23 protein-coding genes are annotated in these 24,130 nt (G+C 60.9%); 14 read left to right on the forward strand and 9 right to left on the reverse strand.

The genetic code is table 11. The annotated features are described in order from the left end of the window. The first annotated feature begins 83 nt into the window (after positions 1-83). The 3 genes from ABOK31_RS02540 (at position 84) to ABOK31_RS02550 (ending at position 2,175) form a co-directional block, all read left to right on the forward strand. Positions 84-689: a YqgE/AlgH family protein gene (locus tag ABOK31_RS02540; protein WP_174173822.1), complete on the forward strand. Its 606-nt coding sequence runs from the start codon at positions 84-86 to the stop codon at positions 687-689. Positions 690-784: 95 nt separating this feature from the next. Further along, positions 785-976 (forward strand): CsbD family protein, encoded by a 192-nt coding sequence (locus ABOK31_RS02545; RefSeq protein WP_174173823.1) that lies wholly within the window; start codon positions 785-787, stop codon positions 974-976. A 143-nt stretch (positions 977-1,119) separates the two neighbouring features. Continuing rightward, positions 1,120-2,175, forward strand: a complete 1,056-nt coding sequence (locus ABOK31_RS02550; RefSeq protein WP_349957675.1) for a putative zinc-binding metallopeptidase — start codon at positions 1,120-1,122, stop codon at positions 2,173-2,175. Positions 2,176-2,182: 7 nt separating this feature from the next. Here the strand turns inward: ABOK31_RS02550 and ABOK31_RS02555 are convergent, their stop codons facing one another. The 4 genes from ABOK31_RS02555 to thrC are packed head-to-tail and all read right to left on the reverse strand — an operon-like array spanning position 2,183 to position 8,473. After that, positions 2,183-5,065 (reverse strand): EAL domain-containing protein, encoded by a 2,883-nt coding sequence (locus tag ABOK31_RS02555; protein WP_234910567.1) that lies wholly within the window; start codon positions 5,063-5,065, stop codon positions 2,183-2,185. A gap of 26 nt (positions 5,066-5,091) precedes the next feature. After that, positions 5,092-5,706 carry a GNAT family protein gene (locus tag ABOK31_RS02560; RefSeq protein ID WP_174173826.1) on the reverse strand — a complete coding sequence of 205 codons (615 nt, stop codon included), beginning with the start codon at positions 5,704-5,706 and terminating at the stop codon, positions 5,092-5,094. A 50-nt stretch (positions 5,707-5,756) separates the two neighbouring features. Next, on the reverse strand, positions 5,757-7,055 hold the full coding sequence (locus tag ABOK31_RS02565; protein WP_349957676.1) for a pitrilysin family protein: 1,299 nt from the start codon (positions 7,053-7,055) through the stop codon (positions 5,757-5,759). A 20-nt stretch (positions 7,056-7,075) separates the two neighbouring features. After that, complete coding sequence (gene thrC, locus ABOK31_RS02570) at positions 7,076-8,473, reverse strand: threonine synthase (protein ID WP_349957678.1); 1,398 nt, start codon at positions 8,471-8,473, stop codon at positions 7,076-7,078. Positions 8,474-8,786: 313 nt separating this feature from the next. On the opposite strand from thrC, the gene ABOK31_RS02575 reads away from it, so the two are divergent. Next, on the forward strand, positions 8,787-9,407 hold the full coding sequence (locus ABOK31_RS02575; RefSeq protein ID WP_349957679.1) for a hypothetical protein: 621 nt from the start codon (positions 8,787-8,789) through the stop codon (positions 9,405-9,407). A 111-nt stretch (positions 9,408-9,518) separates the two neighbouring features. On the opposite strand, the gene ABOK31_RS02580 is transcribed toward ABOK31_RS02575, so the two are convergent. Further along, a complete protein-coding gene (locus ABOK31_RS02580) occupies positions 9,519-10,211 on the reverse strand; it encodes an HAD-IA family hydrolase (RefSeq protein ID WP_349957681.1) in 693 nt (230 codons plus the stop codon). A gap of 243 nt (positions 10,212-10,454) precedes the next feature. Between ABOK31_RS02580 and ABOK31_RS02585 the strand changes: the two genes are divergently transcribed. The 3 genes from ABOK31_RS02585 (at position 10,455) to ABOK31_RS02595 (ending at position 12,398) form a co-directional block, all read left to right on the forward strand. Continuing rightward, on the forward strand, positions 10,455-11,123 hold the full coding sequence (locus ABOK31_RS02585) for a GntR family transcriptional regulator (protein WP_349957682.1): 669 nt from the start codon (positions 10,455-10,457) through the stop codon (positions 11,121-11,123). 262 nt (positions 11,124-11,385) lie between these two features. After that, complete coding sequence (locus ABOK31_RS02590) at positions 11,386-11,976, forward strand: biotin transporter BioY (protein ID WP_349957683.1); 591 nt, start codon at positions 11,386-11,388, stop codon at positions 11,974-11,976. After that, a complete protein-coding gene (locus ABOK31_RS02595) occupies positions 11,973-12,398 on the forward strand; it encodes a DUF1284 domain-containing protein (RefSeq protein ID WP_349957684.1) in 426 nt (141 codons plus the stop codon). Before ABOK31_RS02590 ends, ABOK31_RS02595 begins: the two co-directional genes overlap by 4 nt. Before the next feature lie 98 nt (positions 12,399-12,496). Here the strand turns inward: ABOK31_RS02595 and ABOK31_RS02600 are convergent, their stop codons facing one another. Next, the gene (locus ABOK31_RS02600; protein WP_174173834.1) at positions 12,497-13,222 is read right to left on the reverse strand and encodes a helix-turn-helix transcriptional regulator; all 726 of its coding nucleotides are present in this window, start codon (positions 13,220-13,222) and stop codon (positions 12,497-12,499) included. A gap of 72 nt (positions 13,223-13,294) precedes the next feature. On the opposite strand from ABOK31_RS02600, the gene ABOK31_RS02605 reads away from it, so the two are divergent. The 3 genes from ABOK31_RS02605 (at position 13,295) to ABOK31_RS02615 (ending at position 15,257) form a co-directional block, all read left to right on the forward strand. Continuing rightward, positions 13,295-13,624, forward strand: coding sequence for an NIPSNAP family protein (locus ABOK31_RS02605; protein ID WP_174173835.1), 330 nt, complete (start codon positions 13,295-13,297; stop codon positions 13,622-13,624). After that, on the forward strand, positions 13,621-13,968 hold the full coding sequence (locus ABOK31_RS02610) for an antibiotic biosynthesis monooxygenase (RefSeq protein ID WP_349957687.1): 348 nt from the start codon (positions 13,621-13,623) through the stop codon (positions 13,966-13,968). Before ABOK31_RS02605 ends, ABOK31_RS02610 begins: the two co-directional genes overlap by 4 nt. A 158-nt stretch (positions 13,969-14,126) precedes the next feature. After that, positions 14,127-15,257, forward strand: coding sequence for a site-specific DNA-methyltransferase (locus ABOK31_RS02615; RefSeq protein WP_174173837.1), 1,131 nt, complete (start codon positions 14,127-14,129; stop codon positions 15,255-15,257). A gap of 175 nt (positions 15,258-15,432) precedes the next feature. On the opposite strand, the gene ABOK31_RS02620 is transcribed toward ABOK31_RS02615, so the two are convergent. From ABOK31_RS02620 to mutY, 3 genes are read right to left on the reverse strand one after another with little or no spacing between them, the layout of a single operon-like run. Continuing rightward, the gene (locus tag ABOK31_RS02620; RefSeq protein ID WP_174173838.1) at positions 15,433-15,798 is read right to left on the reverse strand and encodes a nuclear transport factor 2 family protein; all 366 of its coding nucleotides are present in this window, start codon (positions 15,796-15,798) and stop codon (positions 15,433-15,435) included. A 4-nt stretch (positions 15,799-15,802) separates the two neighbouring features. Further along, positions 15,803-16,417, reverse strand: coding sequence for an HAD family phosphatase (locus ABOK31_RS02625; protein WP_349957688.1), 615 nt, complete (start codon positions 16,415-16,417; stop codon positions 15,803-15,805). Further along, positions 16,414-17,529, reverse strand: coding sequence for an A/G-specific adenine glycosylase (mutY, locus tag ABOK31_RS02630; RefSeq protein WP_349958831.1), 1,116 nt, complete (start codon positions 17,527-17,529; stop codon positions 16,414-16,416). The genes ABOK31_RS02625 and mutY overlap by 4 nt, the downstream gene beginning before the upstream one ends. A 95-nt stretch (positions 17,530-17,624) precedes the next feature. Between mutY and ABOK31_RS02635 the strand changes: the two genes are divergently transcribed. From ABOK31_RS02635 to ABOK31_RS02650, 4 genes are all read left to right on the forward strand, one after another. Then, on the forward strand, positions 17,625-18,119 hold the full coding sequence (locus ABOK31_RS02635; RefSeq protein WP_174173840.1) for a DUF721 domain-containing protein: 495 nt from the start codon (positions 17,625-17,627) through the stop codon (positions 18,117-18,119). 168 nt (positions 18,120-18,287) lie between these two features. After that, positions 18,288-18,977, forward strand: coding sequence for a DsbA family protein (locus tag ABOK31_RS02640; RefSeq protein ID WP_174173841.1), 690 nt, complete (start codon positions 18,288-18,290; stop codon positions 18,975-18,977). 90 nt (positions 18,978-19,067) lie between these two features. Beyond that, the gene (locus tag ABOK31_RS02645) at positions 19,068-22,529 is read left to right on the forward strand and encodes a chromosome segregation SMC family protein (RefSeq protein ID WP_349957689.1); all 3,462 of its coding nucleotides are present in this window, start codon (positions 19,068-19,070) and stop codon (positions 22,527-22,529) included. A 139-nt stretch (positions 22,530-22,668) separates the two neighbouring features. Beyond that, complete coding sequence (locus tag ABOK31_RS02650; RefSeq protein WP_349957691.1) at positions 22,669-23,994, forward strand: hemolysin family protein; 1,326 nt, start codon at positions 22,669-22,671, stop codon at positions 23,992-23,994. The last annotated feature ends 136 nt before the right edge of the window (positions 23,995-24,130 follow it).

A 24,130-nucleotide genomic window follows, 5' to 3' on the forward strand; every position in this document is an offset into this window, starting at 1 on the left:
GATCATTTTCAGTTGATTGATTTATGACATTGCCCCATCTTGGTATGAGGCGGTGCAGTTGCGAACTGCGGTCAGGAGGCACGATGTCCCTATCGACGCTGAAGAATAGACGCGAAAGAGGTTTTCTCGACGGTCAGTTCCTGATCGCCATGCCCGGCATGGAGGATCGGAACTTCCATCGGACTGTGGTTTATATCTGCGCCCATTCCGATGCCGGTGCCATGGGCTTCGTCATTAACCGAGCCCAGAAGCTGACATTCACCGACGTCCTTTTGCATCTCGATATGATCAAGGACGACGATGCCATCGTGCTTCCGCAGATGGCCCGCGATTTTCCGATCCAGACTGGCGGTCCGGTCGAAAGTGGTCGTGGCTTCGTCCTGCATTCCGATGACTACATCAGCGACAGCAGCATCCCGGTCAGCGATGATATCAGCCTGACGGCGACGCTCGATATCGTCAGGGCCATTTCCAAGGGGAGCGGCCCGAAGCGTGCTACGATGCTGCTCGGCTATGCCGGCTGGGGTGCCGGCCAGCTCGAAGCAGAGATCGGCAACAATGGCTGGCTGAATTGCCCCGCAAACGAAGAATTGATCTTCGATCGCAGCCTTGAGAACAAGTATGATCGTGCGTTGGCGCTCATGGGCATCAATCCGGTCATGCTGTCGCCGCATGCCGGCCATAGCTGAGCCGATTTGCGTTATTTTGGAACGAAATAGCGTACGTGACGTTTTCCTAGCAGAGCGATGGCAATTCCGCCGTCGCAGCCAAGGAGGCGTCAGACATGAGCAGCACGACCGACAAGGTGTCCGGTAAGGTGAACGAAATGGCCGGCAAGGCCAAGCAGATGGCCGGCAAGGCAACCAATGACAAGGAAATGCGCGCCAAGGGCGCTGCCCAGGAAGCCAAGGGCAAGGTTCAAACAGCCGTTGGCAAGGCCAAGGATAAGGTCAAGGGCGCAGTCGACCGGATGTGACCGGTCGCCCGTATCCACGAATCCATGGTCGCCGCTCCGTTGAATCGACGTTGAAGCAGCGATGTTGGGAGGAAGAGCCTGTTACGGAAACGTGGCAGGCTCTTTAATATTGAGTATGGGGCAATCATCCTTTGCGAGGGGGCATGCGGCTTTTCACCTGCGATCATTGCGGCCAGCCAGTGCATTTCGACAACAGGCAATGTGTCCGTTGCGGACATCAGCTCGGCTTCGCCGCGGATCTTATGGCGATCCATGCGCTGGAACCCGATGAGAGCCCGCATTGGCATCTGGTTTCCGAGCCAACCAGGCACCTGCGCTTCTGCGCCAATGCCGAGCTCGATATCTGCAACTGGCTCATCGATGCCGAGGATCAGCAGCCCTATTGCGTCGCATGCCGGCACAATCGCCTCGTGCCGAACACCGACACGGAGCAGGGCATAGATCGCTGGCGACGCATCGGCCAGGCGCAGCGGCATCTGTTCTATTCGCTTTTGCGCTTGAACCTGCCCCATCCTAACCGGACAGAGGACCAGCAAGGCGGGCTTGTATTCGACTTCCTTGAAGATGAAGTGCAAGGTGGCACCGTTGTCCCAGCCATGACTGGTCATGAGGAGGGGTTGATCGCCATCCGTGCCGCCGAGGCGGATGACGTGACACGCGAGCAGGCGCGGACCTCCATGAACGAGCCCTATCGCACCTTGCTCGGTCACTTCCGCCACGAGACCGGTCATTTCATCTGGAACAAGCTCGTCCGCGACCGCGGGCAGTTCGATGCCTTTCGCGCCGTCTTTGGCGACGAGCGCGCCGACTACGGCGCTGCCCTTCAAGCCCATTATGATAATGGTCCGCCAGCGAACTGGCAGGAAAGCTTCATCAGTGCCTATGCCAGCTCCCACCCCTGGGAGGATTTTGCAGAGTGCTTCGCGCACTATCTGCATATCGTCGATACGCTGGAAACGGCGCGCTCCTTCGGTCTGGCGATTGATCCCCATCGCTATCACGACATGGCGGCCGAGGTGGATTTCAATCCTTACAAGGCAGAGAGCGCCGAGCGGCTCGTCAGCGCATGGATCCCTTTGAGCGTGGCGATCAATTCCATCCAGCGCAGCATGGGGCAGCCGGACTCCTATCCCTTCGTCCTCTCGCCGCCGGTGGTCGCAAAGCTCGACTATATAAGGGAATTGATCGACAGCGCCTGATCGGAACTCAGGCGCGCTTCGTCAACGGAAAGCGTTCCTTCAGCAGACGTATCACCGAATCTGATCCCATCGGCGGCCCGAAGATGAAGCTTTGCCCGTAGCTGCAGCCGATCTTGGCGAGCTCCAGGGCGTCCTCTTCCGACTCGATGCCCTCGGCGACGACGCGCATATTGAGTTCGCGCGCCATGGAGATGACCGAGCGCAGCAGAACGGCCTTCTTGTCGCTGTCGTCGCGGACCATGGCCTTGTCGAGCTTGATCGTGTCGAAGGGGAAGCGGGTGAGATAGGCGAGCGACGAATAGCCGGTACCGAAATCATCGAGCGCCAGACCGATGCCGGCATCTCGCAGCTTGTCGAGTACGAGGCGTGCCTGTTCCGGATTCTCCATCACCTGCGATTCCGTCAGCTCCAGCTTGATGCGGCCCGGGTCGCAATGGGTCTTGGCGAGCAGGGCGCGGATATCGTCATAAAGCTCGTTGTTGAGCAACTGCACGCTGGAAAGATTGATGGAGACGAACAGCGGCAGGTCGCCGGTCTGTCGTTGCCATGCCTTCAGATCGTTCGTCGCTTGCTCCAGCGCAAACATGCCAAGTGGACCGATGATATCGGAGGCCTCTGCAATCGGGATGAATTCCGATGGCGGAATATTGCCACGTTTTGGATGCTCCCAGCGCATCAGCGCCTCAAAGCCTGCAATCTCTGCATCCTCAAGCCGAACGATCGGCTGATAGACGAGCGAGAGTTCCTTGCGTTCGACGGCGCGGCGCAGATCGGTTTCGAGCTGCAGCCGGTCGGTGCCGAAGCTGCGGAACGCCGGCTGGAAGGGCTCGACGCGATTGCCGCCGGCGCGCTTGGCGCGGTACATGGCAAGTTCCGCATCGCTCAGCATGCCGGCTGCATTTTCCTGCTGGTCGACCCACGACGTCAGGCCGACTGAAGCCGTCAGAATGATCTCGCGATTAGCGAAATTGATTGGCACCATGATCGCCTTGCTGATCGCATCGGCAAAGTCCGCGACTTTGGCGGGATCGCGCTCGGAGACGAGGATAAGGCCGAACTGGTCGCCCGAAAGACGCGCCAGCGTATCCTGCGGCTTCATCAGGCGGCGAAGGCGCCGGGTCAGCGCGATGAGAATATTGTCACCCGCCGCGAAGCCAAGCGTATCGTTGACGAGCTTGTAGCGGTCGATGTCGATGACCATCACCGTCGGCCGCAATTGATTTCCGTCGGAAGCCAGCGTCAGAACGGCCTGCAGGCGATCGAGAAAGACCTGGCGGTTCGGCAATCCGGTGAGATTGTCATGGACGGCGTCGTGCAGCAGCCGTTCGACCGAATTCTTCTGCTCGGTGATGTCGACGATCGTGCCGACGCAGCGAATGATCTCGCCATTGGAGCCGAGCACCGGCCGGGCGCGGATCGATAGCCAGTGGAAATGGCCGTCTTCCGCGCGAATGCGGAATTCATGGTTCAGCCGGCCGCGCCGATGCTCCAGGAGCACGTCGAGCGTTGCGCGGAAGCGGTCACGATCGTCGGGATGCAGCCGCGGCAGCCAGTTGCGAGCAGCCCCATGCATGCTGCCGGGCGAAAGGCCGAGCTTCATCGAAATATCAGGCGTCGTCACCACACGGTCGCGTGCTACGTCCCAGTCCCAGACAGTGTCGCCGGAGCCTGTCAGCGCCAGGGACTGCCGCTCCAGATCCGAGAACAGGCCCTGCTGGAAGGCACCGCCGGCAAAGGCGTGCTGCATGACCGTGAAGCCGATCAGCAGGACGATGAGCACGAGGCCGCCGCCGAGCGCCGGCTGGATGATGTCGTTGTCGAGCTTGCCCATGACCGTCATCCAGGCCCCGAACAGCCAGACGAGGATCAGCGCCCAGGCGGGCACGAGCAGGATGGCACGGTCATACCGGCTGAAGCCGAGATAGATGATGAGCAGCAGGCCCGCTGTGGCCGTCAGCGCCAGCGACAGTCGCGCAATGCCAGCCGCGATCGACGGATCGTAGATCGCCACGCCGAAGAGCAGCGCCAGGCCGAGCACCCAGGCAAGCGTGACATAGCCGAGATGGGCATGCCAGCGATTGAGGTTGAGATAGGTGAACAGGAAGATCACCAAACTCGACGCGAGCGCCACCTCCGCACAGGCGCGCCATACTCGCTGATCGCTTGAGGTTATGCTGATGAGCTTGCCGAGGAAGCCGAAATCGACGCAGATATAGCCGAGCACCGCCCAGGCGAGTGCCGCCGTCGCCGGCAGCATCGAGGTGCCCTTGACCACGAAAAGGATGGTCAGGAACACCGCCAGCAGACCGGCAATGCCAAGCACGATGCCGCGATAGAGCGTGAAGGCGTTGACCGTATCCTTGTAGGCGTTGGGTTCCCAGAGATAGAGCTGCGGCAGGTTCGGTGACGAAAGCTCGGCAACGAAGGTGACGACGGCGCCGGGATTCAGCGTGATGCGGAAGACGTCTGCCTCGTCGCTCGGCTGACGATCGAGCGCGAAACCTTCGCTCGGCGTGATCGCGACGATGCGCTGCGAGCCAAGATCGGGCCAGAAGACCTTCGAATTCACGAGGCGGAAATGCGGGGCGACGATGACGCGCTCCAGCTGTTCCTCGGAGACGTTGGCGAGCGCGAAAACCGCCCAGTCACCCTGATGGTTCGGAGAGGAAGAGCGAACCTCGATGCGGCGGCGGATGCCATCCGCGCCGGCGGCGGTCGAAACCTGAAAGGCCTCGCCCTGATTGGTGTAGATTTCCGTCGTCGCCGTCAGGTCGAGCGCGGTATCGTCGCGCGAAATCTTCACGGGCTCGGCTGCGTGCGCCATTCCGGCGATCAACAGCATCATGGTGGCCGTGAGCGTTGCGATCAGCGCGGATAGCCGCCGGGTCATCGGCCACGTCTGCATGAATCCGGCGATCATCGCTGGTCTAAGCTTCGGTTCAGGTTGGTATCTGATGCCAACCTTGAAAACATCACATGGTCGCGCCACTGACCGTTGATTTTAAGATAACCGCGCAAATGACCTTCCCGCTGGAAACCGGCTTTTTCCAAAAGCCGCATGCTACGCTCGTTATCCGGAATACAGGCTGCTTCAATTCGGTGCAACTCAAGTCCGGAAAAGATATAGGGTATAACCAACTGAAGTGCGGCGAACATGTGGCCCTGACCGGAATAGCGTTCGCCCATCCAATATCCGATCATGCAGCTCTGTGCAGCACCTCGGCGAATATAGCCGATCGTGATGCCGCCAACCAGCGTCATGTTTTCCCTGAGAAAAATGAAGAGCGGTATGGCCTGGCCGGAGCTGTATTCCTGTTTTCCGCGAATGATGCGCGCCCGATAGGCGCCTTCTGTCAGCTCATCATGCCGCCAGGTCGGTTCCCATGGTTCAAGAAAACGGCGGCTCTCCGCCCGAAGCTTGTGCCACTGATTGAAATCGGAATAGCGCGGCAGGCGCAGCAAATATGTGTCGTTTTCGAGTTCAACCGCGTCCGGATGACGTGAGAGAAACCGAAAGACAGATTTTTGCATGCCGCCAAGCACTCCCCCGAGAATTGAACCCATAGGCCCGCGGCGTGCCCTTAGCCGCTTGCGCTTTTGGAAGCAGGTGCCGGCGACGACAGCGAGGTGACGATGTCTTCCATCGGCGCGAGCTGCTCCAGCGGTCCGATCGCCGAAAGCGTCGGTACTGTATCGAAGAACAGCCGGCCGGCAAGATCCGTCAGGCGCTCGATCGTGATGCCTTCCAGGCGCTCCAGCATCTCCTGGTTCGGAATGGGGCGGCCATAAAGCATCATCTGACGCGCGACCTGTCCGGCGCGAGCAGCCGGGCTTTCCTGACCCATCAGCAGCTGTGCGCGAATCTGCGCCCGGGCGCGCTCGATTTCCTGCTGCTGGATGTCATGCGACGACTTGTGCAACTCGTCGACGATGACGGGCAGCAGCTCCGGCAGGTTCTCGCCACCGGTTGCGGCATGGATGCCGAAAATGCCGGTGTCGGAGAAGCCCCAATGGAAAGCGTAAACCGAATAACAGAGGCCGCGGAACTCGCGCACTTCCTGGAACAGGCGCGAGGACATGCCACCGCCGAGGATGTTGGCGAGAATCTGCGAGCAGTAGAAATCGCGCGTGTGATAGGCGCGGCCTTCGAAGCCGAGCAGGATCTGCGCGTCCATCAGGTCGCGCGTTTCGCGAATGTTGCCGCCGATGTAGCGGGCAGGCTCGATAACGGGCGGAGCGGACGGTTTGGTCGGCAGGCTGGAGAAGCGCTCCTCGACCTGCCGCACGAAGCTTTCATGATCGACTGCACCGGCCGCCACGACGAACATGCGGTCGGTCGTATAGTTGCGGCTGAGATAATGGCGGATCTGTTCCGGCGAGAAGGAGAGAACGGTTTCCGGCGTGCCGAGAATGGCGCGGCCGAGCGTCTGGCCGCGATAGGCGACTTCGGAAAACTTGTCGAAGACAACATCGTCGGGCGTGTCGTTCGCGGCATTGATTTCCTGCAGGATGACCTGCTTTTCGCGCGCCAGCTCTTCGTCGTCGAAGGCGGATTCCGTCAGGATATCGGCCAGGATATCGACGGCGAGCGGCACGTGGTCCTTCAGCACACGGGCATAATAGGAGGTGGTTTCGGTCGAGGTGGCTGCGTTGACTTCGCCGCCAACATTCTCGATTTCCTCGGCGATCTCCCGGGCGCTGCGCCGCGCCGTGCCCTTAAACGCCATATGCTCGAGCAGATGGGCGATGCCGTGTTCTGCTTCGGTCTCGTTACGCGAACCCGACTTGATCCAAACGCCGAGTGCCACGCTTTCGAGGTGTGGCATCGATTGGGTCGCTACTGTCAGCCCGGACGCTAGCCGGGTGCACTCCACTGTCATCGCCTGTCTTTCCGCGTCTGTTATTCGCCGGTCCGGGTATGCTTGCCGATAAAGCTTTCAACGGCTTTAAGTTCCGGATCGAGAATGTCGAAACGCTCCTCCCTGGTCATCAGACCAGCAAGCCACGTCGGAAGCGCCGGGTCAATACCGGATGCGGATTTTACTGCGGCGGGGAATTTTGCCGGGTGGGCGGTCGCAAGCGTCACCATCGGGCTCGTCGGACGCTCGTTCTTTCCAGCGATGAAAACGCCGATCGCCGTATGCGGGTCGAGCAGATAGCCCGTATCGGCAAGGGTTTTGCGGATGGTTTCGGCTACCTGCTTTTCGCTGGCACGGCCGGCGCGAAAGTCCTTCTTGATGAGCTTCAGGGCCTCCTCGCTGATCGAAAATCCGTTCGACTGCTTCAGGCTTTCCATTGCGGCGCGCACCTTGGAGGCATCGCGGCCATTGGCCTCGAACAGCAGCCGCTCGAAGTTGGAGGAGATCTGGATATCCATCGACGGCGAGGTCGTGGCCTTGACCGAGCGCATCTCATAGCGGCCGGTCTTCAGCATGCGTGCGAGGATATCGTTCTCGTTGGTGGCGATGATGAGCCGCTCGATCGGCAGGCCCATGCGCTTGGCGACGTAGCCGGCGAAAATATCGCCGAAATTGCCCGTTGGCACCGTGAAGGAAATCTTCCGGTCCGGACCACCGAGCGCGACGGCAGTGGTGAAATAATAGACCACCTGCGCCATGATTCGCGCCCAGTTGATCGAATTGACGCCGGAAAGCTTGACCTTGTCGCGGAAGGCGGCGTCGTTGAACATGGCTTTAACGAGGTTCTGGCAATCGTCGAAATTACCCTTGACCGCCAGCGCGTGCACGTTCGCCGCCGTCGAAGTCGTCATCTGCCGCTGCTGCACCGGCGAGACTTTTCCATGCGGGAAGAGAATGAAGATATCGGTGCGCTCGCGGCCGGCAAAGGCGTCGATCGCCGCACCGCCGGTATCGCCCGAGGTCGCGCCGACGATGGTCGCCCGCTGTCCGCGCTTTTCCAGCGCATAGTCCATCAACCGGGCAAGCAGCTGCATGGCGACATCCTTGAAGGCGAGCGTCGTACCGTGGAAGAGCTCCATGACGAAGCTGTTCGGCCCGGTCTGCACCAGCGGCGCCACTGCGGGGTGCCGGAAGGTGGCATAGGCATCGTCGATCATGCCGCGGAAGACATCGGCCGGGATCTCGCCATTGGTGAAGGGCGAAAGCACAGCGAAGGCGACATCCTGATAGCTCTTGCCGCGAAAGCCGCGGATTTCCTTTTTCGTCAGGACAGGCCATTCATGGGGAACATAGAGCCCGCCGTCGCGAGCAAGGCCGGCCAGGAGGGCGTCGCAGAAGCCAAGGGCAGGGGCTTCTCCCCGCGTTGAAATGTAGTCCACGGTCTAGAATTCCTTTGGTCGCAAAATTGCCTGAGTGATCGATTGATAGGGTAGTGGAACGAAACGACGGCGGCCTGTCTTTTTGCGTCGGATCAGCCGCGTGGTTTTCGCGTTTGCGCAAGGCGCGTGGGATCAGCGCCGGGCGGAGGCCGTTTATGGCAATCTGTCGATCTCGAAAAGTGAGCCAAAACGGTGTCTACCCAATCGATTTTTCGCTGCGTCGCTGGTATAGACCATCGCCAAGTGTCATAAAAGGCCCGTTTGACAGGCTGTGGGCCGATAATGTGAAATATATGGAGAGGGTGGAAGTATAGTGTTTGGCAAGGTTTCGCGTCGTCTTTTCTCCGCCTCGCTTCTGGCATTGCTGACGAGCTGCAGCACTCTCGGTATCGGCGGCAACAGTGAAAAACAGCCGGCAACGGACGTAACCGTCGCGCCGCAAACCGGAGCCACGACTGCCGCGCCCACGGGCGGTCAGACCTATGTCGCCGGTAAATGCCCGCAGGCTGTCATCCGCGATGAGGATTCGGTCTATCGCACCTACGCCAAGGGCGCCAAGGACGATGCCAGCCAGTTGATGTATCAGGCCTCGCTGGCACAGGCGACCCGCCAGTGCACGTCCGACGGCACCAGCCTCGGCATTCACGTCGTGGCGCAGGGACGCCTGGTTGCCGGGCCGATGGGCAGCGCCGGCAAGGTGACCCTGCCGATCCATGTTGCCGTCATGGACAACGACAACGCGCTCTATAGCAAGACCATTATGTACACGGCGGAAATCCCGCCGGGCGAGACCACGGCGCAGTTCCTCTTCACCGATGACGATATCCAGGTTGCCGGCGGCTCCGGCGGCTTCACCATCGTCCAGATCGGCTTCGATCAAGGTCCGCAGAAGCCTGTGAAGGGTGCGAAGCCGGTACGCAAGAAGCGTCACTAAACTTTTGATTGCGGCCTGTACCCAAGCGGCGCAGGCGTCTGCGATGAGCTGAAAAGAAAAGGCCCCGCCGATTTGCGGGGCCTTTTCTTTTGGTCTGTGTTTCAATCCGTCCTAGAGGACGCCATCCCATTCGGCGAGTGCCATGACGACGCCAGGCAGGTCGGCCATGCGGCTAACGACGGTTTCGGCACCGGCATCGGTCAGCCTGTCGGCATGCGAGGGATAGCTGTGCGATGCGCCGGTGAAGCCGATGACGCGCATGCCGGCAGCCCGCGCCGCCTGGACGCCGTGAACCGAATCCTCGACGACGATCGTGTTGGCCGGGCTGACATTCATCTGCTTGGCGCCATGCAGGAAGATGTCCGGTTTCGGCTTCACGCGGTCGGCGCCGAGGTCCTTGGCGGAGTAGATATGCGGCGCAAACAGCTTGATATAGCCGACCTTCGTCAGCATCATCTCGAGACGGGCGGCGCTGGAATTCGAGCAGATGCAGCGCGGCATCGGCAGCCGTGACAGCGCCTGCGGCACGCCCGGGATAGCCTGAACATCACTGGCAAGCTTCAGGTCAAGCAGCTTCTCGGATTTGTCGAGCAGCGATGCGGAAAGCGGAATGCTCGCCTCGCGCTCGACTTCGAACAGGATGTTGCGCCAGGTCATGCCGGCGAAGCGCTCACCCATTTCCTCGGTGCTGATCGGGTAGCCAGCATCGGTCAGCAGCTTCGATTCGACCTCGGCCGCGATGATTTCCGAATCGACCAGAACGCCGTCGCAGTCGAAGATGATGAGGTCGAAGCCATTGCTCATGAAATTACTGCCTTTGATGTGGCTGGGTTCGGCACGCTCCAGGAAACCATTGGTGTTTCGGGACATGCTCTGAAAAATGACCGCCGGGCTTTACACGATATGTCGACAAAGCTCAACCAATTGGCAGGCATGGCTGCGCTGCAGTGAGCGAAAGGGTCGAAATACGCAAAAGAGGTGATGACCGTTGCTTGTCGATCGCCATCGGGCCTCGACATCGGATAGGGCCGCCTTTAAGGATCGGCCATGGCCAAGGATCGCGACGACACCATTGCCAGCCGCATCAGCCGGGTGCTTGCCGACCGCATCATCCGCGGCGAGATCGCGCCCGATGCGCGTCTGCGGCAGGATCACATTGCCGAGGAGTTCGGTACCAGCCATGTGCCCGTGCGCGAGGCGTTCCGGCGGCTGGAGGCGCAGGGGCTGGCGATCAGCCTGCCGCGCCGCGGCGTACGCGTCGCCTCCTTCGATCTCAAGGAAGTTCGTGAGGTTGCGGAAATGCGCGCAGCCCTCGAGGGGCTCGCGCTCAAGCACGCGGCCCCGCATCTGACGGCGGCCATTCTGGACGAGGCCGAACAGGCGACGCGCGATGGCGATGCTGCCGGCGACGTTCATGCCTGGGAGGAGGCGAATCGGCGCTTCCACCGCCTGATCCTGGCGCCTTGCGGCATGGCGCGGTTGCTCGCCGCGATTGACGACCTGCATGCCGCAAGCGCCCGTTTTCTCTTCTCTGCCTGGCAATCCGGTTGGGAGAAGCGCACGGATCATGACCATCGTGCCATCCTGGCGGCGCTGCGCCAGGGGCGCGCCGAAGAGGCCGCCGCGATCCTGCAGAAGCATGTGCAATGGATCGGCCGCGCGCCGGTGCGCACGCCTTCGGGATCGACCCGCGACGCCTTCGCAATTGTCGGCTAAAAATTATAGATAATTTTGAGGTGAATGGTTGAGCGCGCCTAAGGGCTGCGCTCTTTGACGGGCTTTTCGCTCAGGAACCGTCGCGCCGCGATCAGCACCCGCTGCAATTCGCAGCGTTTCCCGGGCTTTTATTGCGCTTATTTTTCAATGGAGTTTTGCGCTTGGTCGAAATATCGGGCGCTTGCCACTTGCCTGATTTCGCGATCTCTCTCATAAAATAGATGAGACTCAAAAATTATCTATAATTTTAAAAGGAGAGCCCATGTCCCTGTTGCAACATCATGATGAAGTCGCTTTCGATCCGCTCCGCCTCGGGCAGCGTTCGCTTGTTATCAAGGCTGTGTTCGTTCTTGCGGGAACGCTGATCCTGGCACTGGCATCGCAAATCGCCGTGCCGATGGTGCCGGTGCCGATCACCATGCAGACATTCGCGATCACCATGATCGGTGCGCTCTACGGCTGGCGCCTTGGTGCGCTCACTGTTCTTGCCTGGCTGGGCGAAGCTGCGATCGGTTTTCCGGTGCTGGCCGGCGGGGCAGGCGGCATTGTGCCGTTCATGGGGCCGACAGCCGGCTATCTGGCATCCTTCCCGATCATTTCAGCCCTTGTCGGCTTTCTTGCCGAGCGCGGCTGGAGCGGCAACCGCGTCGTGCGCAGCTTCCTCGCCCATCTCTCGGCCAACATTCTCTGCCTCGCGATCGGTGGCGCATGGCTTGCAGCGCTGATCGGCGCAGAGAAGGGCTGGCTGCTTGGCGTGGCACCCTTCATCCTCGGCGCCGTGCTCAAGTCCGCGCTTGCGGCTACGGTGCTGAAGACCGTTCAGGTCTATAGCGGCAAGGCGCGTCTGAATTGACCGTCAGGCTTCGCGCCCACCATCTGCTCTGTATGCTGACTTTCGTCGGTGAAGGTTATACCTCGGCCTTCACCGACAACTATCGCCGCATCGCCGAGCGGCTGTCGGAAGGGGAGGAGATCAAACTGGTTTCCGGCTCCGACGACATCTGCGCGCCGCTCCTGAATGGGGAGGAGCCGCACTGCTTCAAGGCTTCGGTCATCGAGCGGGATGCGGCTGCCCTTGCGGATATCATGGCATTGCTCGGCGAGGAGATCGGCCCGGGAACCGTGTTGGTGCCGGATGCCAGGCTGCTTTCCAAGCTCCGCCGAAATTTCGCCAGCGGTGAAATCCGTCACGCCTGCCTCGGCTGCGAGTGGGGTGACCTCTGCAGCCGCATTGCTAAGAGCAATTTCAGTGGTGTCCTGATTAAGGCAGCCTAGAGCAATTCCAGGAAAAGTGCGCAGCGGTTTTCCGTTCGGAATTGCGTGAAAACAAAGAGATAGAGCGGTTCAGAGATTCCGCGAAGAGCTGAACCGCTCTAAGGTCTGTCATCCGGCTCGGGTTGTGTGATGTCGTCACTCAACTCGAGCGGAAAGAGCGCCAGAAACCGGCGCTCGCCTTCGGGCGTAAAGAAGATCGAGCGGCTGTTTTCGGTTCGCCGCGCCCAACCCTTGTCGAAGAAGTTCGAAAGCAGCGCCTTGCCAAGGCTGCCGGCCAGATGCGCCCGTCGCTCGCTCCAGTCCAGGCAGGAGCGGCAAAGCGGACGTCGGCTGGAGCGAAGGCCGGAAACATCGATGCCGATCGATCCCAGATGCTTCTCGCCATCGGTCGTCAGGCTCAGGCCTTCTCCCATGACAGAAATCGATCCCGCCTCTATCAGGCTGTCGAGCATCCGTACGCCGTAATCGCCGGCAAGATGGTCGTAGCAGATACGCGCCTTGCGCAGGGCCGGCTCTTTCGGGCCGGGACGATGGCGCAGATGACCGCGGCTTGCGGCAAAGCCCATGATGCCCTCAAGCAGCTTGCCGACGCGATCGTCCGCCAGCGTGAAATAGCGATGGCGGCCCTGCTTGCGTTGCGCCAGCAGGCCGCCCGCTTCGAGCTTGGAAAGATGGGCGCTCGCGGTCTGCAGCGTCACACCGGCCGCGGCCGCCAGTTCCGTTGCCGTCAATGCGCGGCCGCCCATCAGCGCCGTCAAGATATTCGCTCGCGCGGGATCGCCGATCAGCGAGCCGATCTGGGCTATGTCTGGACCTTCTTTCATACTTCGATCGTAACCGAACCATCTCCGTCCCGCAATGTGCGAAAACCTCCGCATCAGCAAAGGAGAAAGCCAATGATCACCTGTTTCATCCGCTATCAGATCGATCCGTTCAAGCAGGAAGCCTTCGCGGAATATGGCAAGGCCTGGGGCCAGATCATCCCGCGCAACGGCGCCGATCTCATCGGTTATTTTGCGCCGCATGAGGGGTCGCTGACGACGGCCTATGGCGTCTACAACATCGACAACCTCGCCGCCTACGAAGCCTATCGCAAGAACCTTGCCGCTGACCCTCTGGCACAGGCCAATCTCGATTTTGCCCGCCGCGAGCGTTTCATCTTGCAGGAAGACCGCATTTTCCTGAAAAATGTCTCTCTGCCGCATGCTCCGAGGATATCGCCATGATCGCAGTTATTTTCGAAGTCATTCCCCATCCCGACGAACGTCAGCACTATCTCGACATCGCCGCAAGGCTGCGCTCCGAACTCGAAACGATCGACGGTTTCGTCTCCATCGAGCGTTTCGAAAGCCTCAGTCAACCGGGCAAGATCCTCTCTCTGTCCTTCTGGCGGGACGAGGCCGCCGTTCGCGAATGGCGAAACCGCGAAGCACACCGCGTCGCGCAGAAAGCGGGGCGGAAGACGGTCTTTGCCGATTATCGCTTGCGTGTCGCGCAGGTGCTTCGCGACTACGGGATGATGGAACGGGCCGAAGTGCCTGATGATAGCCACGCGGTTCACGACATGTGAGGTAACTCACCGCCATGTCGCTAATCCGTGAGCCCTGCATTCCCGGTGGTTTCGTCGGGAATGCGGAAAATATGACGCCGCTTTAGCCTTTGGTAACCAAGTTAGGTAACCATAACACTCAGTTAAGAGCACCGAGTAAGTGTAACAGCGAGTATCAAATGGCGTCAGTTTTCCCGCTTGCCGACCTCAGGACTTCAGCAGTTCCGGGGTCCTGGATCGACACGATCATCAAGGGCGATTGCGTGGCCGCTCTTGAGGCACTGCCCAATCAATCCGTCGACGTCATCTTCGCCGATCCGCCGTACAATCTTCAGCTCGGCGGCACGCTGCATCGTCCGGACCAATCGCTGGTCGACGCCGTCGATGACGAGTGGGATCAGTTTGCATCCTTCGAAGCCTATGATGCCTTCACCCGCGCCTGGCTGCTCGCCTGCCGCCGCGTGCTGAAGCCGACGGGCACGATATGGGTCATCGGCTCCTATCACAACATCTTCCGCGTCGGCGCGACCATGCAGGATCTGAATTTCTGGATCCTCAACGACATCGTCTGGCGCAAGACCAACCCGATGCCGAATTTCAAAGGCCGCCGCTTCCAGAACGCGCATGAGACGATGATCTGGGCGAGCCCGAACGCCAAGGCGAAGGGCTACACCTTCAACTACGACGCCATGAAGGCCGCCAATGACGACGTGCAGATGCGCTCGGACTGGCTGTTCCCGATCTGCAACGGCAATGAGCGGCTGAAGGGCGATGACGGCAAGAAGGTGCATCCGACGCAGAAGCCGGAAGCGCTATTGGCGCGCGTCATCATGGCCTCGTCCAAGCCCGGCGACATCATTCTCGATCCCTTCTTCGGGTCGGGCACGACCGGCGCCGTTGCCAAGCGTCTCGGCCGCCACTTCGTCGGCATCGAGCGCGAGCAGGATTACATTGACGCCGCAAGCGCCCGCATCGCCGCCGTCGAGCCGCTCGGTAAGGCGGAACTGACCGTCATGACCGGCAAGAAGGCCGAAGTGCGCGTCGCCTTCAATACGCTCATCGAAAGCGGCCTCATCAAGCCCGGCCAGGTGCTGACCGATGCGAAGCGCCGCTATAGCGCCATCGTCCGCGCCGATGGCACGGTTGCCTCGGGTGGCGAGGCTGGCTCCATTCATCGCCTTGGAGCGAAAGTTCAGGGCCTTGATGCATGCAATGGGTGGATGTTCTGGCATATCGACGACGGCCGTTCCCTGCGTCCGATCGATGAACTCAGAGCCATCATCCGCAGCGATCTGGCGAAGGTTGAGTAGTCTCAACCGCTGAACGGGTCCGGTTTCAAAGCCGCCCCACGGCTGTCGGACGCCCGTCGGATCGACATATCCGTCTTCTTCCGTCGTGTACCTCCAGTTGGGAAGAAGGCGAGACACCCAGGGCCTTACCGGACATATTGTACGGTAAGGCCCTGGGTGTTTTCAGCTTCGGATCTTAGAAGTCCTGATAGTCGGTGACGTCGACGCGTACGACGCGGCCATCTTCGTTGAAGGTGATCGTTTCCTCGCCTTCACGAATGAGCGGCTTGCCCGTCTTGCTGTTGGTGGCGCGCACGGACCAGACGGCCCGGCCCGACAGCGGCGTCAGCGTTTCCACCAGGGAGTTGGATGCGGTCTGGTCCGGATAGGTATCGAAATAACCGCGGAAGGCTTCCATGATCGCATCGCGGCCGGCGAGGTCGCCGACACCGTTGGAAACATAGGTGGCATTCTCGGCGAAGAAATTCTCGATCTCTTCATAGTTGATACGATTGATGGCGTCGTGAAACAGCTCGATACGTTCTGCGGGATCGAAGATCATCGGCTCAAACCTTTATGCCGTAGGCGGCGAGATCGCTGCGCAGCTTCTCGGCGCCGGTGAAGTGAACTGCATGCCAGCCGGCAGCGCGCGCGCCTTCGACATTCGGATAGGAATCGTCGATGAAGATCGTCGTGGCAGGATCGAGATCGAAGCTTTTGGCATGGGTGTCGTAGATCGCGACATCCGGCTTGATCAGGCCGATATCACCGGAAACCGTCACGCCGCGAGGCTTCTTGAGGAAGGGATAGCGTTCTTGCGCCTCGCGAAAAGTGTCGGAGGCGAAGTTGGTCAGCATGGTGACGTCGCGTCCCTCAGCGATCAATCCTTCGAAGATCGCGACGCTATCGTCATAGGCATGCGGCACCATCTCGTGCCAATATCTGCGGAAAGCGCGGATCTGTTCTTCACGCTCCGGATGGTTGGCAATCAGCAATGCCTCGGCATCACCCCAGGTGCGGCCGCGATCCTGCTCGATGTTCCAGTCGCTGGTGCACACATTGGTGAAAAACCATTCGCGCTCGGCATCGTCAGGAATGATGCGGCTGTAGGGGAGGCTCGGATCGTAGTGAAGCAGAACCTTGCCGATATCGAAAACGATGTGCCGAATTTCCGTCGTCATGAATGAATTCCTGATTTTTGCTCTAAAGGCATTTTTGTGAACGCACTGGGAATAGCCTGAGCGATCGCTTTTTTCATGACTGTCGGCAGAGCCTGCTCTTCAAGATTTGTAACCGGCGCCCACCATCCGTCATGGTTGTCCGCGTGTGAGACGGATTTCGCGCGCCAGATCGACAGCCGCAGTTCGAAATGGGTGAAAACATGCGTCACCATGCCTGCCGGCTGCCAGTCGGCCGGGAAGGGAGCCGCCTCGCTGCCGGTCTCGCCGTCGATACGCGCTGTCCAGCTCGTCGTCGGCACTTCCGTCATGCCGCCCAGCAGGCCACTCTCGACACGGCGGCGCAGGAAAATCTCGCCCTCGTCATTGACGGCAACGAAGGCCGCCCCCTGGCGCACCGGCTTCTCCTTCTTGGTGGCCTTGACCGGAAAACGCTCGGGATCATGCCCGGCCAGCGCCTGACAGGCACCGTTGAAGGGACAGAGCGAACAGACGGGGCGTTTCGGCGTGCAGATCGTCGCGCCGAGATCCATCATTGCCTGGGCGAAATCGCCCGGCCGGTCCGCAGGCGTCAAGAGGGCGACCTTCTGTTTCATCTGCGGCTTTGCGCCGGGCAGGGGCGTCGAAATCGCATAGAGGCGAGAAATGACGCGTTCCACATTGCCGTCCATCACGGCCGCCTGGCGATTGAAAGCGATGGCAGCGACGGCAGCGGACGTGTAATCGCCGATACCGGGAAGCGCCCGCAGCCCATCTTCGGTATCGGGAAAGCTGCCGCCATGATCTGCAGCCACCGCCTCGGCGCATTTCTTCAGGTTGCGGGCGCGGGCGTAGTAGCCGAGCCCGGCCCAGGCCGCCATGACGTCGTCATTTGCCGCCGCGGCGAGATCGTTGACCGTCGGCCAGCGCTCCAGGAATTTCGCGAAATAGGATTTGACTGCCGGCACGGTCGTCTGCTGCAGCATCACTTCCGACAGCCAGATGCGATAGGGATCAGGCTTGATGCCGCGCGCGGCCATGGGTGGCGAGACTCGCCAAGGCAGGTCGCGATGGTGTCGGTCGTACCAGGCAAGCAGGGATGCTGCCGTGGGAGATTCTAAAGTCGAGGTCATGATTTGCCGCGTCGAGGGGAAGTACTCTATACTTGGCCAAGCTGCGTCGGGCGATCAAGGTCCGCGATGCACAAAGCACGCACCGGAAGCCGATTGAGATGAGTTATCCCCGAAAAGGCGAGAAGCAGATTTCCGAGCTGACCAACGGCATCGTCGATCCGGTGCTGGCGAAGCGCGCCGGCATCAATACGACGCTGCTCGGATGTTGGGACGAGATCGCCGGCGAGGACTTTGCCGATTGCACGCGGCCCGAAAAGATCGCCTGGGCCAAGCGAACCGGCTCCGGCATGGACGACCGCTATCAGCCGGGCGTGCTGACGATCGCCTGCGAGGGCGCCCGTGCGCTCTTCCTGACCCATGCGCAGGGCGAGCTCATCCAGCGCATCAACAGCTTCTTTGGCTTCTATGCCGTCAATCAGATCCGTATCGTGCAGAAGCCCGTCTCGGTCGCGTCCAGACGTTCCCGTACGCCGCCGCCCTTGAAGGGCGAGGCGGCGCGCAAGCTGGCTGATATGATGGACGGCATCGAGGATGAGAAGATCAGGGCCGCCGTTCAGCGCCTGGGCACGGCCATGGCCTGGAAGCGGCGATAGGGCCAGACCAAACCGCAGGTTTTGTGAATTATCGGCAGAATTTAAGTTGTCTGTCTTTGCCAGGTCACAATTCTTTGAAGAAAGTTGGCCAACCGTGCCTTGTTAGCGGCAAGCAGCCGTTATATCGCATGAAACATTCGAAGACCTCTTTCAACGACGGGTGACTCTATGCCGATGTCCGACATGCTCTTGACCAAACGCCATCTGCTGGGCGGCTCCGCCTTTGCAGCCCTTTCCGTGGCGTTCTCTACCTTTGCCGACACCGCATCCGCCGCGTCCGCTGAAGACGAAGTGCCGCCATCCGACGGCAATGTCGACATGAACGAGGTGCTGAAGCCCGGCCCGCTGCCGGAAATCGCACTCGGCAAGCAAGACGCGCCCGTCAAGATCGTCGAATACATGTCGCTGACCTGCCCGCACTGCGCGCATTTCGCGGTTACGACCTTTGACACGATCAAGCAGAAATACGTCGATACGGGCAAGGTTCTCTTCATCATCCGCGAATTCCCGTTCGATCCGCGCGCCGCTGCCGCCTTCATGCTGGCCCGTTGCGCTCCGCAGGAACAGTACATGCCGATGGTCGAAATGCTGTTCAAGCAGCAGATCGCCTGGGCTTCGCCTGACGTCGACGGCCGCGCTGCACTGCTGCAGATGTCGAAACTTGCTGGTTTTACTGAGGATAGCTTCACGAAGTGCTTGACGAACCAGAAGCTTCTGGATGATGTCAACTCTGTACGGGAACGCGCAGCCAAGGATTTCGGTGTCAATGCCACGCCGACCTTCCTGATCAATGGCAAGCGCTATGCAGGGGACATGTCTGTTGCTGCCATGTCGAAGCTTATCGACAGCCTGCTCTGATCCGCGCCTTTTTCGATCACAGGCGGGCGGCCGAGGTCGTGCGCCTGTTTTCTATTACCTCCTCCTCAAGGCGAGGGTGGAGATCAGCTTATGAAGTTCAACAAGCTTAGACTCGTCGGTTTCAAATCTTTCGTGGAGCCGGGAGAATTCGTCATCGAGCGCGGCCTGACCGGCGTCGTCGGTCCGAACGGCTGCGGCAAGTCCAATCTTGTCGAAGCGCTGCGCTGGGTGATGGGCGAGAATTCCTACAAGAACATGCGTGCCTCCGGCATGGACGACGTGATCTTCTCCGGTTCGGGGAATCGCCCGGCCCGCAACACCGCCGAAGTCGGCCTCTATCTCGACAATAGCGATCGCACAGCACCAGCCGCCTTCAATGACAGCGACGAGATCCAGGTCACGCGCCGCATCGAGCGCGAACAAGGCTCGGTCTATCGCATCAATGGCAAGGAAGCGCGCGCCAAGGATGTGCAGCTGCTGTTTGCCGATGCCTCCACCGGTGCCCGCTCGCCCTCCATGGTTGGGCAGGGACGCATCGGCGAGCTGATCCAGGCAAAGCCCCAGGCGCGCCGCCAGCTCTTGGAAGAGGCAGCCGGCATCTCCGGCCTGCATTCGCGCCGGCATGAGGCGGAGTTGCGCCTGCGCGCCGCCGAAAGCAATCTCGAACGGCTTGACGATGTGACGTCGCAGCTCGAAAGCCAGATCGAAAGCCTGAAGCGTCAGGCGCGGCAGGCCAACCGCTTCAAGATGCTGTCTGCCGATATCCGCGCCCGCGAGGCCATGCTGCTGCATATTCGTTGGGTGCAGGCGAAGGAGGCCGAAGCTGAGGCCGACAGCGCGCTCAACCAGGCAACCGTGCTCGTCGCCGAAAAGGCGCAGAACCAGATGGAGGCGGCAAAGGCCCAGGGCATCGCCAGCTTCAAGCTGCCGGAGCTGCGCGACGACGAGGCGAAGGCCGCCGCCGCCCTGCAGCGTCTGCAGATCGCCCGCTCGCAGCTGGAAGAGGATGTCAATCGCATCCTGCGCCGCCGCGATGAGTTGATCCGCCGTCTGGCACAGCTCGCCGAAGATATCAGCCGCGAGCAGCGCCTTGTCACCGACAATGCCTCCATCCTTGCCAAGCTCGATGCCGAAGAGGCCGATCTGGCAGACATCCTCGCCGATTCCGGCAGGCTTGCCGAGGAGACGCGTGTCGCCTTCGAGGAGGCCGCTGCCAAGCTCGCCGACAGCGAGCGGATCTTTACCACTCTGACGGCGGAGCGCGCCGAAGCCGCCGCCGCCCGCAACCAGCTGGAGCGTGCCATCCGCGATCTCGCCGATCGCAAGATGCGGCTCGAGCGCCAGGCCAGCGAAGCGAATGGCGAGCTTGCCGCCATCGATGAGAAGATGGCCGATCTGCCCGACCCCGGCGAAAAGCGCGACATGGTCGAGACGGCCGAAAATGTTGTTGCGGATGCTGAAGGCGAGATTCAGCGCGTTGAAACCGTTCTCGCCAAGGCGCGCGAAACCGAGGCGCTGTCGCGCGGGCCGGTCGAGCAGGCGCGGGCACGTCTGAATGCGCTCGAAACCGAAGCGCGCACTATTTCCAAAATGTTGGCGGCGGGCGATACCTCCGGTGCCTTTTCGCCCGTGGCCGAGGAGCTGCGCGTCGACCGCGGCTTCGAGACGGCGCTAGGTGCCGCGCTTGGCGACGATCTGGAATCCTCGCTGAATTCCGAGGCGCCGGTCTACTGGTCCGACAATGGCAGTGGCGCCAACGATCCAGCCTTGCCGGAGGGCGTCGCCCCTCTGATTACCCATGTCGGCGCGCCGGCCGCGTTGACGCGGCGCCTTCGCCAGATCGGCATCGTTTCAGCCGAAGACGCGTTGCGGCTCATGCCGGAACTAAAGCCGGGACAGCGGCTGGTGACAAGGGATGGCGCCGTGTTCCGCTGGGACGGTCATGTCACCGGCGCAGATGCGCCGAGTGCCGCCGCCCTGCGGCTCGCCCAGAAGAACCGCCTTTCCGAGCTGGAAGCTGAAGCCGAGCTTGCCCGCGATGTGCTTGTCGAGGCAGAAGAGCGCCTTGCGGCAGCTGCCGAAGCGATCAGAGGTGAAGAGGGGCGTTTGGCGACCGCCCGCGACGCCAGCCGGCTTGCCGCCCGGCATCTGGCCGAGGCGCGGGAAGCGCTCGCTGCCGCAGAGCGCGCTTCCGGCGATCTCATCCGCCGCCGCGACGTCATCGTCGAGGCCGTCAGCCGGCTGCAGGAGCAGCTGGAAGATGTGGCCATGCAGGATGAAAATGCCCGTATCGAACTGGAAGATGCGCCGAATCTCGACGCCATCGATCTGAAGCTGCGTGACCAGCAGGCCGAAGTCGCGACGGATCGCGGCGTTCTGGCCGAAGCCCGCGCCCGCCATGAAGGTCTGAACCGTGAGAACGAGGCGCGTCAGCGCCGTCTCCTCGCGATCCGGCAGGAGCGTGACACCTGGCGCCAGCGTGCTACCAGCGCCGAGGAACACATTCAGACGCTGCGCGACCGCGAAGAGGAAGCGCGCGAGGAAGCGGCCGAACTCGATCTCGCTCCGGACGAATTCGACGACAAGCGCCGCGCCTTGATGAGCGAGCTCCAGAAGGCCGAGGATGCCCGCCGCCGAGCCGCTGATCGCCTTGCCGAAGCCGAAGTCGTGCAGCGCGAGGCCGATCGTCATGCGGCGACTGCACTCTCCGAACTGGCGGAAAGCCGCGAGAAGCGCGGCCGTGTTGAGGAGCGGCTGGTGTCTGCCCGCGAACGCCGTCAGGAAAGCGAACTACGCATTCGCCAGTCCTTGAATGTCGAGCCACATGAGGCGATGCGTCTGACCGGACTGTCAGCCACCCAGAACGTGCCTGACCTCCGCGAGGTCGAGCGTGAGCTGGAGCGGCTGAAGATCGAGCGCGAGCGTCTCGGTGCCGTTAACCTGCGCGCCGAGGAAGAGAGCAAGGAGCTGACGGAGCGGCTGCAGGCGTTGATCAAGGAGCGTGATGACGTCATCGACGCCATCCGGAAGCTGCGCGGTGCTATCCAGAGCCTCAACCGCGAAGGCCGCGAACGTCTGATCGTCGCCTTCGACATCGTCAATGCGCAGTTCCAGCGCCTGTTCACCCATCTTTTCGGCGGCGGCACAGCCGAGTTGCAGCTCATCGAGTCGGACGATCCGCTGGAAGCCGGTCTGGAAATCCTTGCCCGGCCACCGGGCAAGAAGCCGCAGACCATGACGTTGCTTTCGGGCGGCGAGCAGGCGCTGACGGCCATGGCGCTGATCTTTGCGGTATTCCTCACCAATCCCGCGCCGATCTGCGTTCTGGACGAAGTGGATGCGCCGCTCGATGACCACAACGTCGAGCGCTATTGCAACCTCATGGACGAGATGGCGGCCTCGACCGAGACGCGCTTCGTGGTTATCACCCACAATCCGATCACCATGGCTCGCATGAATCGCCTCTTCGGCGTCACCATGGCGGAGCAGGGCGTCTCGCAGCTCGTCTCGGTCGATCTGCAGACCGCCGAGCGGCTGCGCGAAATCGCCTGAGAGTAATTCCGCGCAAGGATTGTGAAAACTGTTCCCGTTTCGACAAGAAATTGTTGCGTCAGCTGCCGCACTTCACCAAAGCGTGCTAGTTTTGTTTTTCGATCAACAACATGGGCGCTGATCCGCCCGGAAGGGACGTATGTCTGACTCGACTGGCGGTATTTTCGATGTCCTCGGAATACTCGCCGTATTGCTGCTCGTCGCCGCCAACGGCTTTTTCGTTGCGGCCGAGTTCTCCCTGGTTTCCGTCCGCCGCAGCCGCGTGACGGAGCTCGTTGCCGAAGGGCGGATGAATTCCAAGGCGCTGCAGAAGGCGGTCGACAATCTCGATGCCAATCTGGCGGCCACGCAGCTCGGTATCACCATCTCCTCCCTCGCGCTTGGCTGGGTCGGCGAACCCGCACTTGCTCATCTGCTCGAGCCGCTTCTCGATTTTCTTCCCGGAGCATGGGCTGCGGCCAGTTCACATGCGATCGCTGTCGCTATTTCCTTCATCATCATCACCGCGCTTCATATCGTGCTTGGCGAGCTTGCACCGAAGAGCCTTGCCCTGCAGCGCAGCGAAGGCACCGCGCTCGGCGTCGTGCGGCCGCTCGGACTGTTTCTCTTCCTGCTGCGCCCGGCAATCACTGTACTCAACGGTCTCGGCAATCTTGTGCTCCGTCTTTTCGGGCTGCGCCCGGGTGCTGGCGAAGGCTCGCTGCATTCGCCCTCTGAAATCAAGCTGTTGATCGCTGAAAGCCAGGAAGCAGGCCTCTTGGAACAGGCGCAGCAGGATCTGGTCGAACGCGTCTTCAATATCGGCGACCGCGATGTCTCAGATATCATGACGCCGCGGCTGGAGGTCGAGTGGATAGACGCCGAAGACCCGCCGGAGGAAATGCAGAAGACCATCCGCGAAAGCCGCTTCGAGCAGCTTCTCGTCGGACGCGGTTCGATCGACGAGCCGATCGGTATGATCCTGAAGAAGGATCTGCTCGATCAACTTCTGAACGGCGAGCCGCTGAACCCGATGGCCGTCATCCGCCAGCCGCTGGTCGTTCACGAATCCACGGCAGTCTTCAAGGTGCTGGAAAACTTCAAGCGCGCGCCGGTCCGCCTCGCCATGGTCATCGATGAATATGGCAGCCTGGAAGGCATCGTCACGCAGACGGATCTGCTGGAAGCCATCGCCGGCGATCTGCCCGACATGGACAACGACACGCCCGATGTCGTCGAGCGCGCCGATGGATCGCTGCTGATGGAAGGCATGATGCCGGTCTATGACGCCTTTGCGCGGCTCGGGCTGCGCTTCAGCGAGGAGGAAGTCAATTTCCACACGCTCGCGGGCTTCGCTCTCTACCAGCTCGGCCATCTGCCCGAAGTCGGTGAAAGCTTCAATTTCGGCGGCTGGCATTTCGAAATCGTCGATCTCGACGGCATGCGGATCGACAAGATCCTGGCCCAGCGCGAGCCGAAAGCTTAGAGCAATTCCAGGAAAAGTGCGCGGCGGTTTTCCCGTCCGGAATTGCGTGAAAAGCTGAACCGCTCTAGCCGTCAAGCCGCTCTGAATTGACCCGGAAGCTCCTGGTTTCGATCAATCGATTGAAATCGGGAGCCTT

Origin of the sequence: Rhizobium sp. ZPR4, assembly GCF_040215725.1 — a bacterium.
Lineage (GTDB): Bacteria > Pseudomonadota > Alphaproteobacteria > Rhizobiales > Rhizobiaceae > Rhizobium > Rhizobium rhizogenes_D.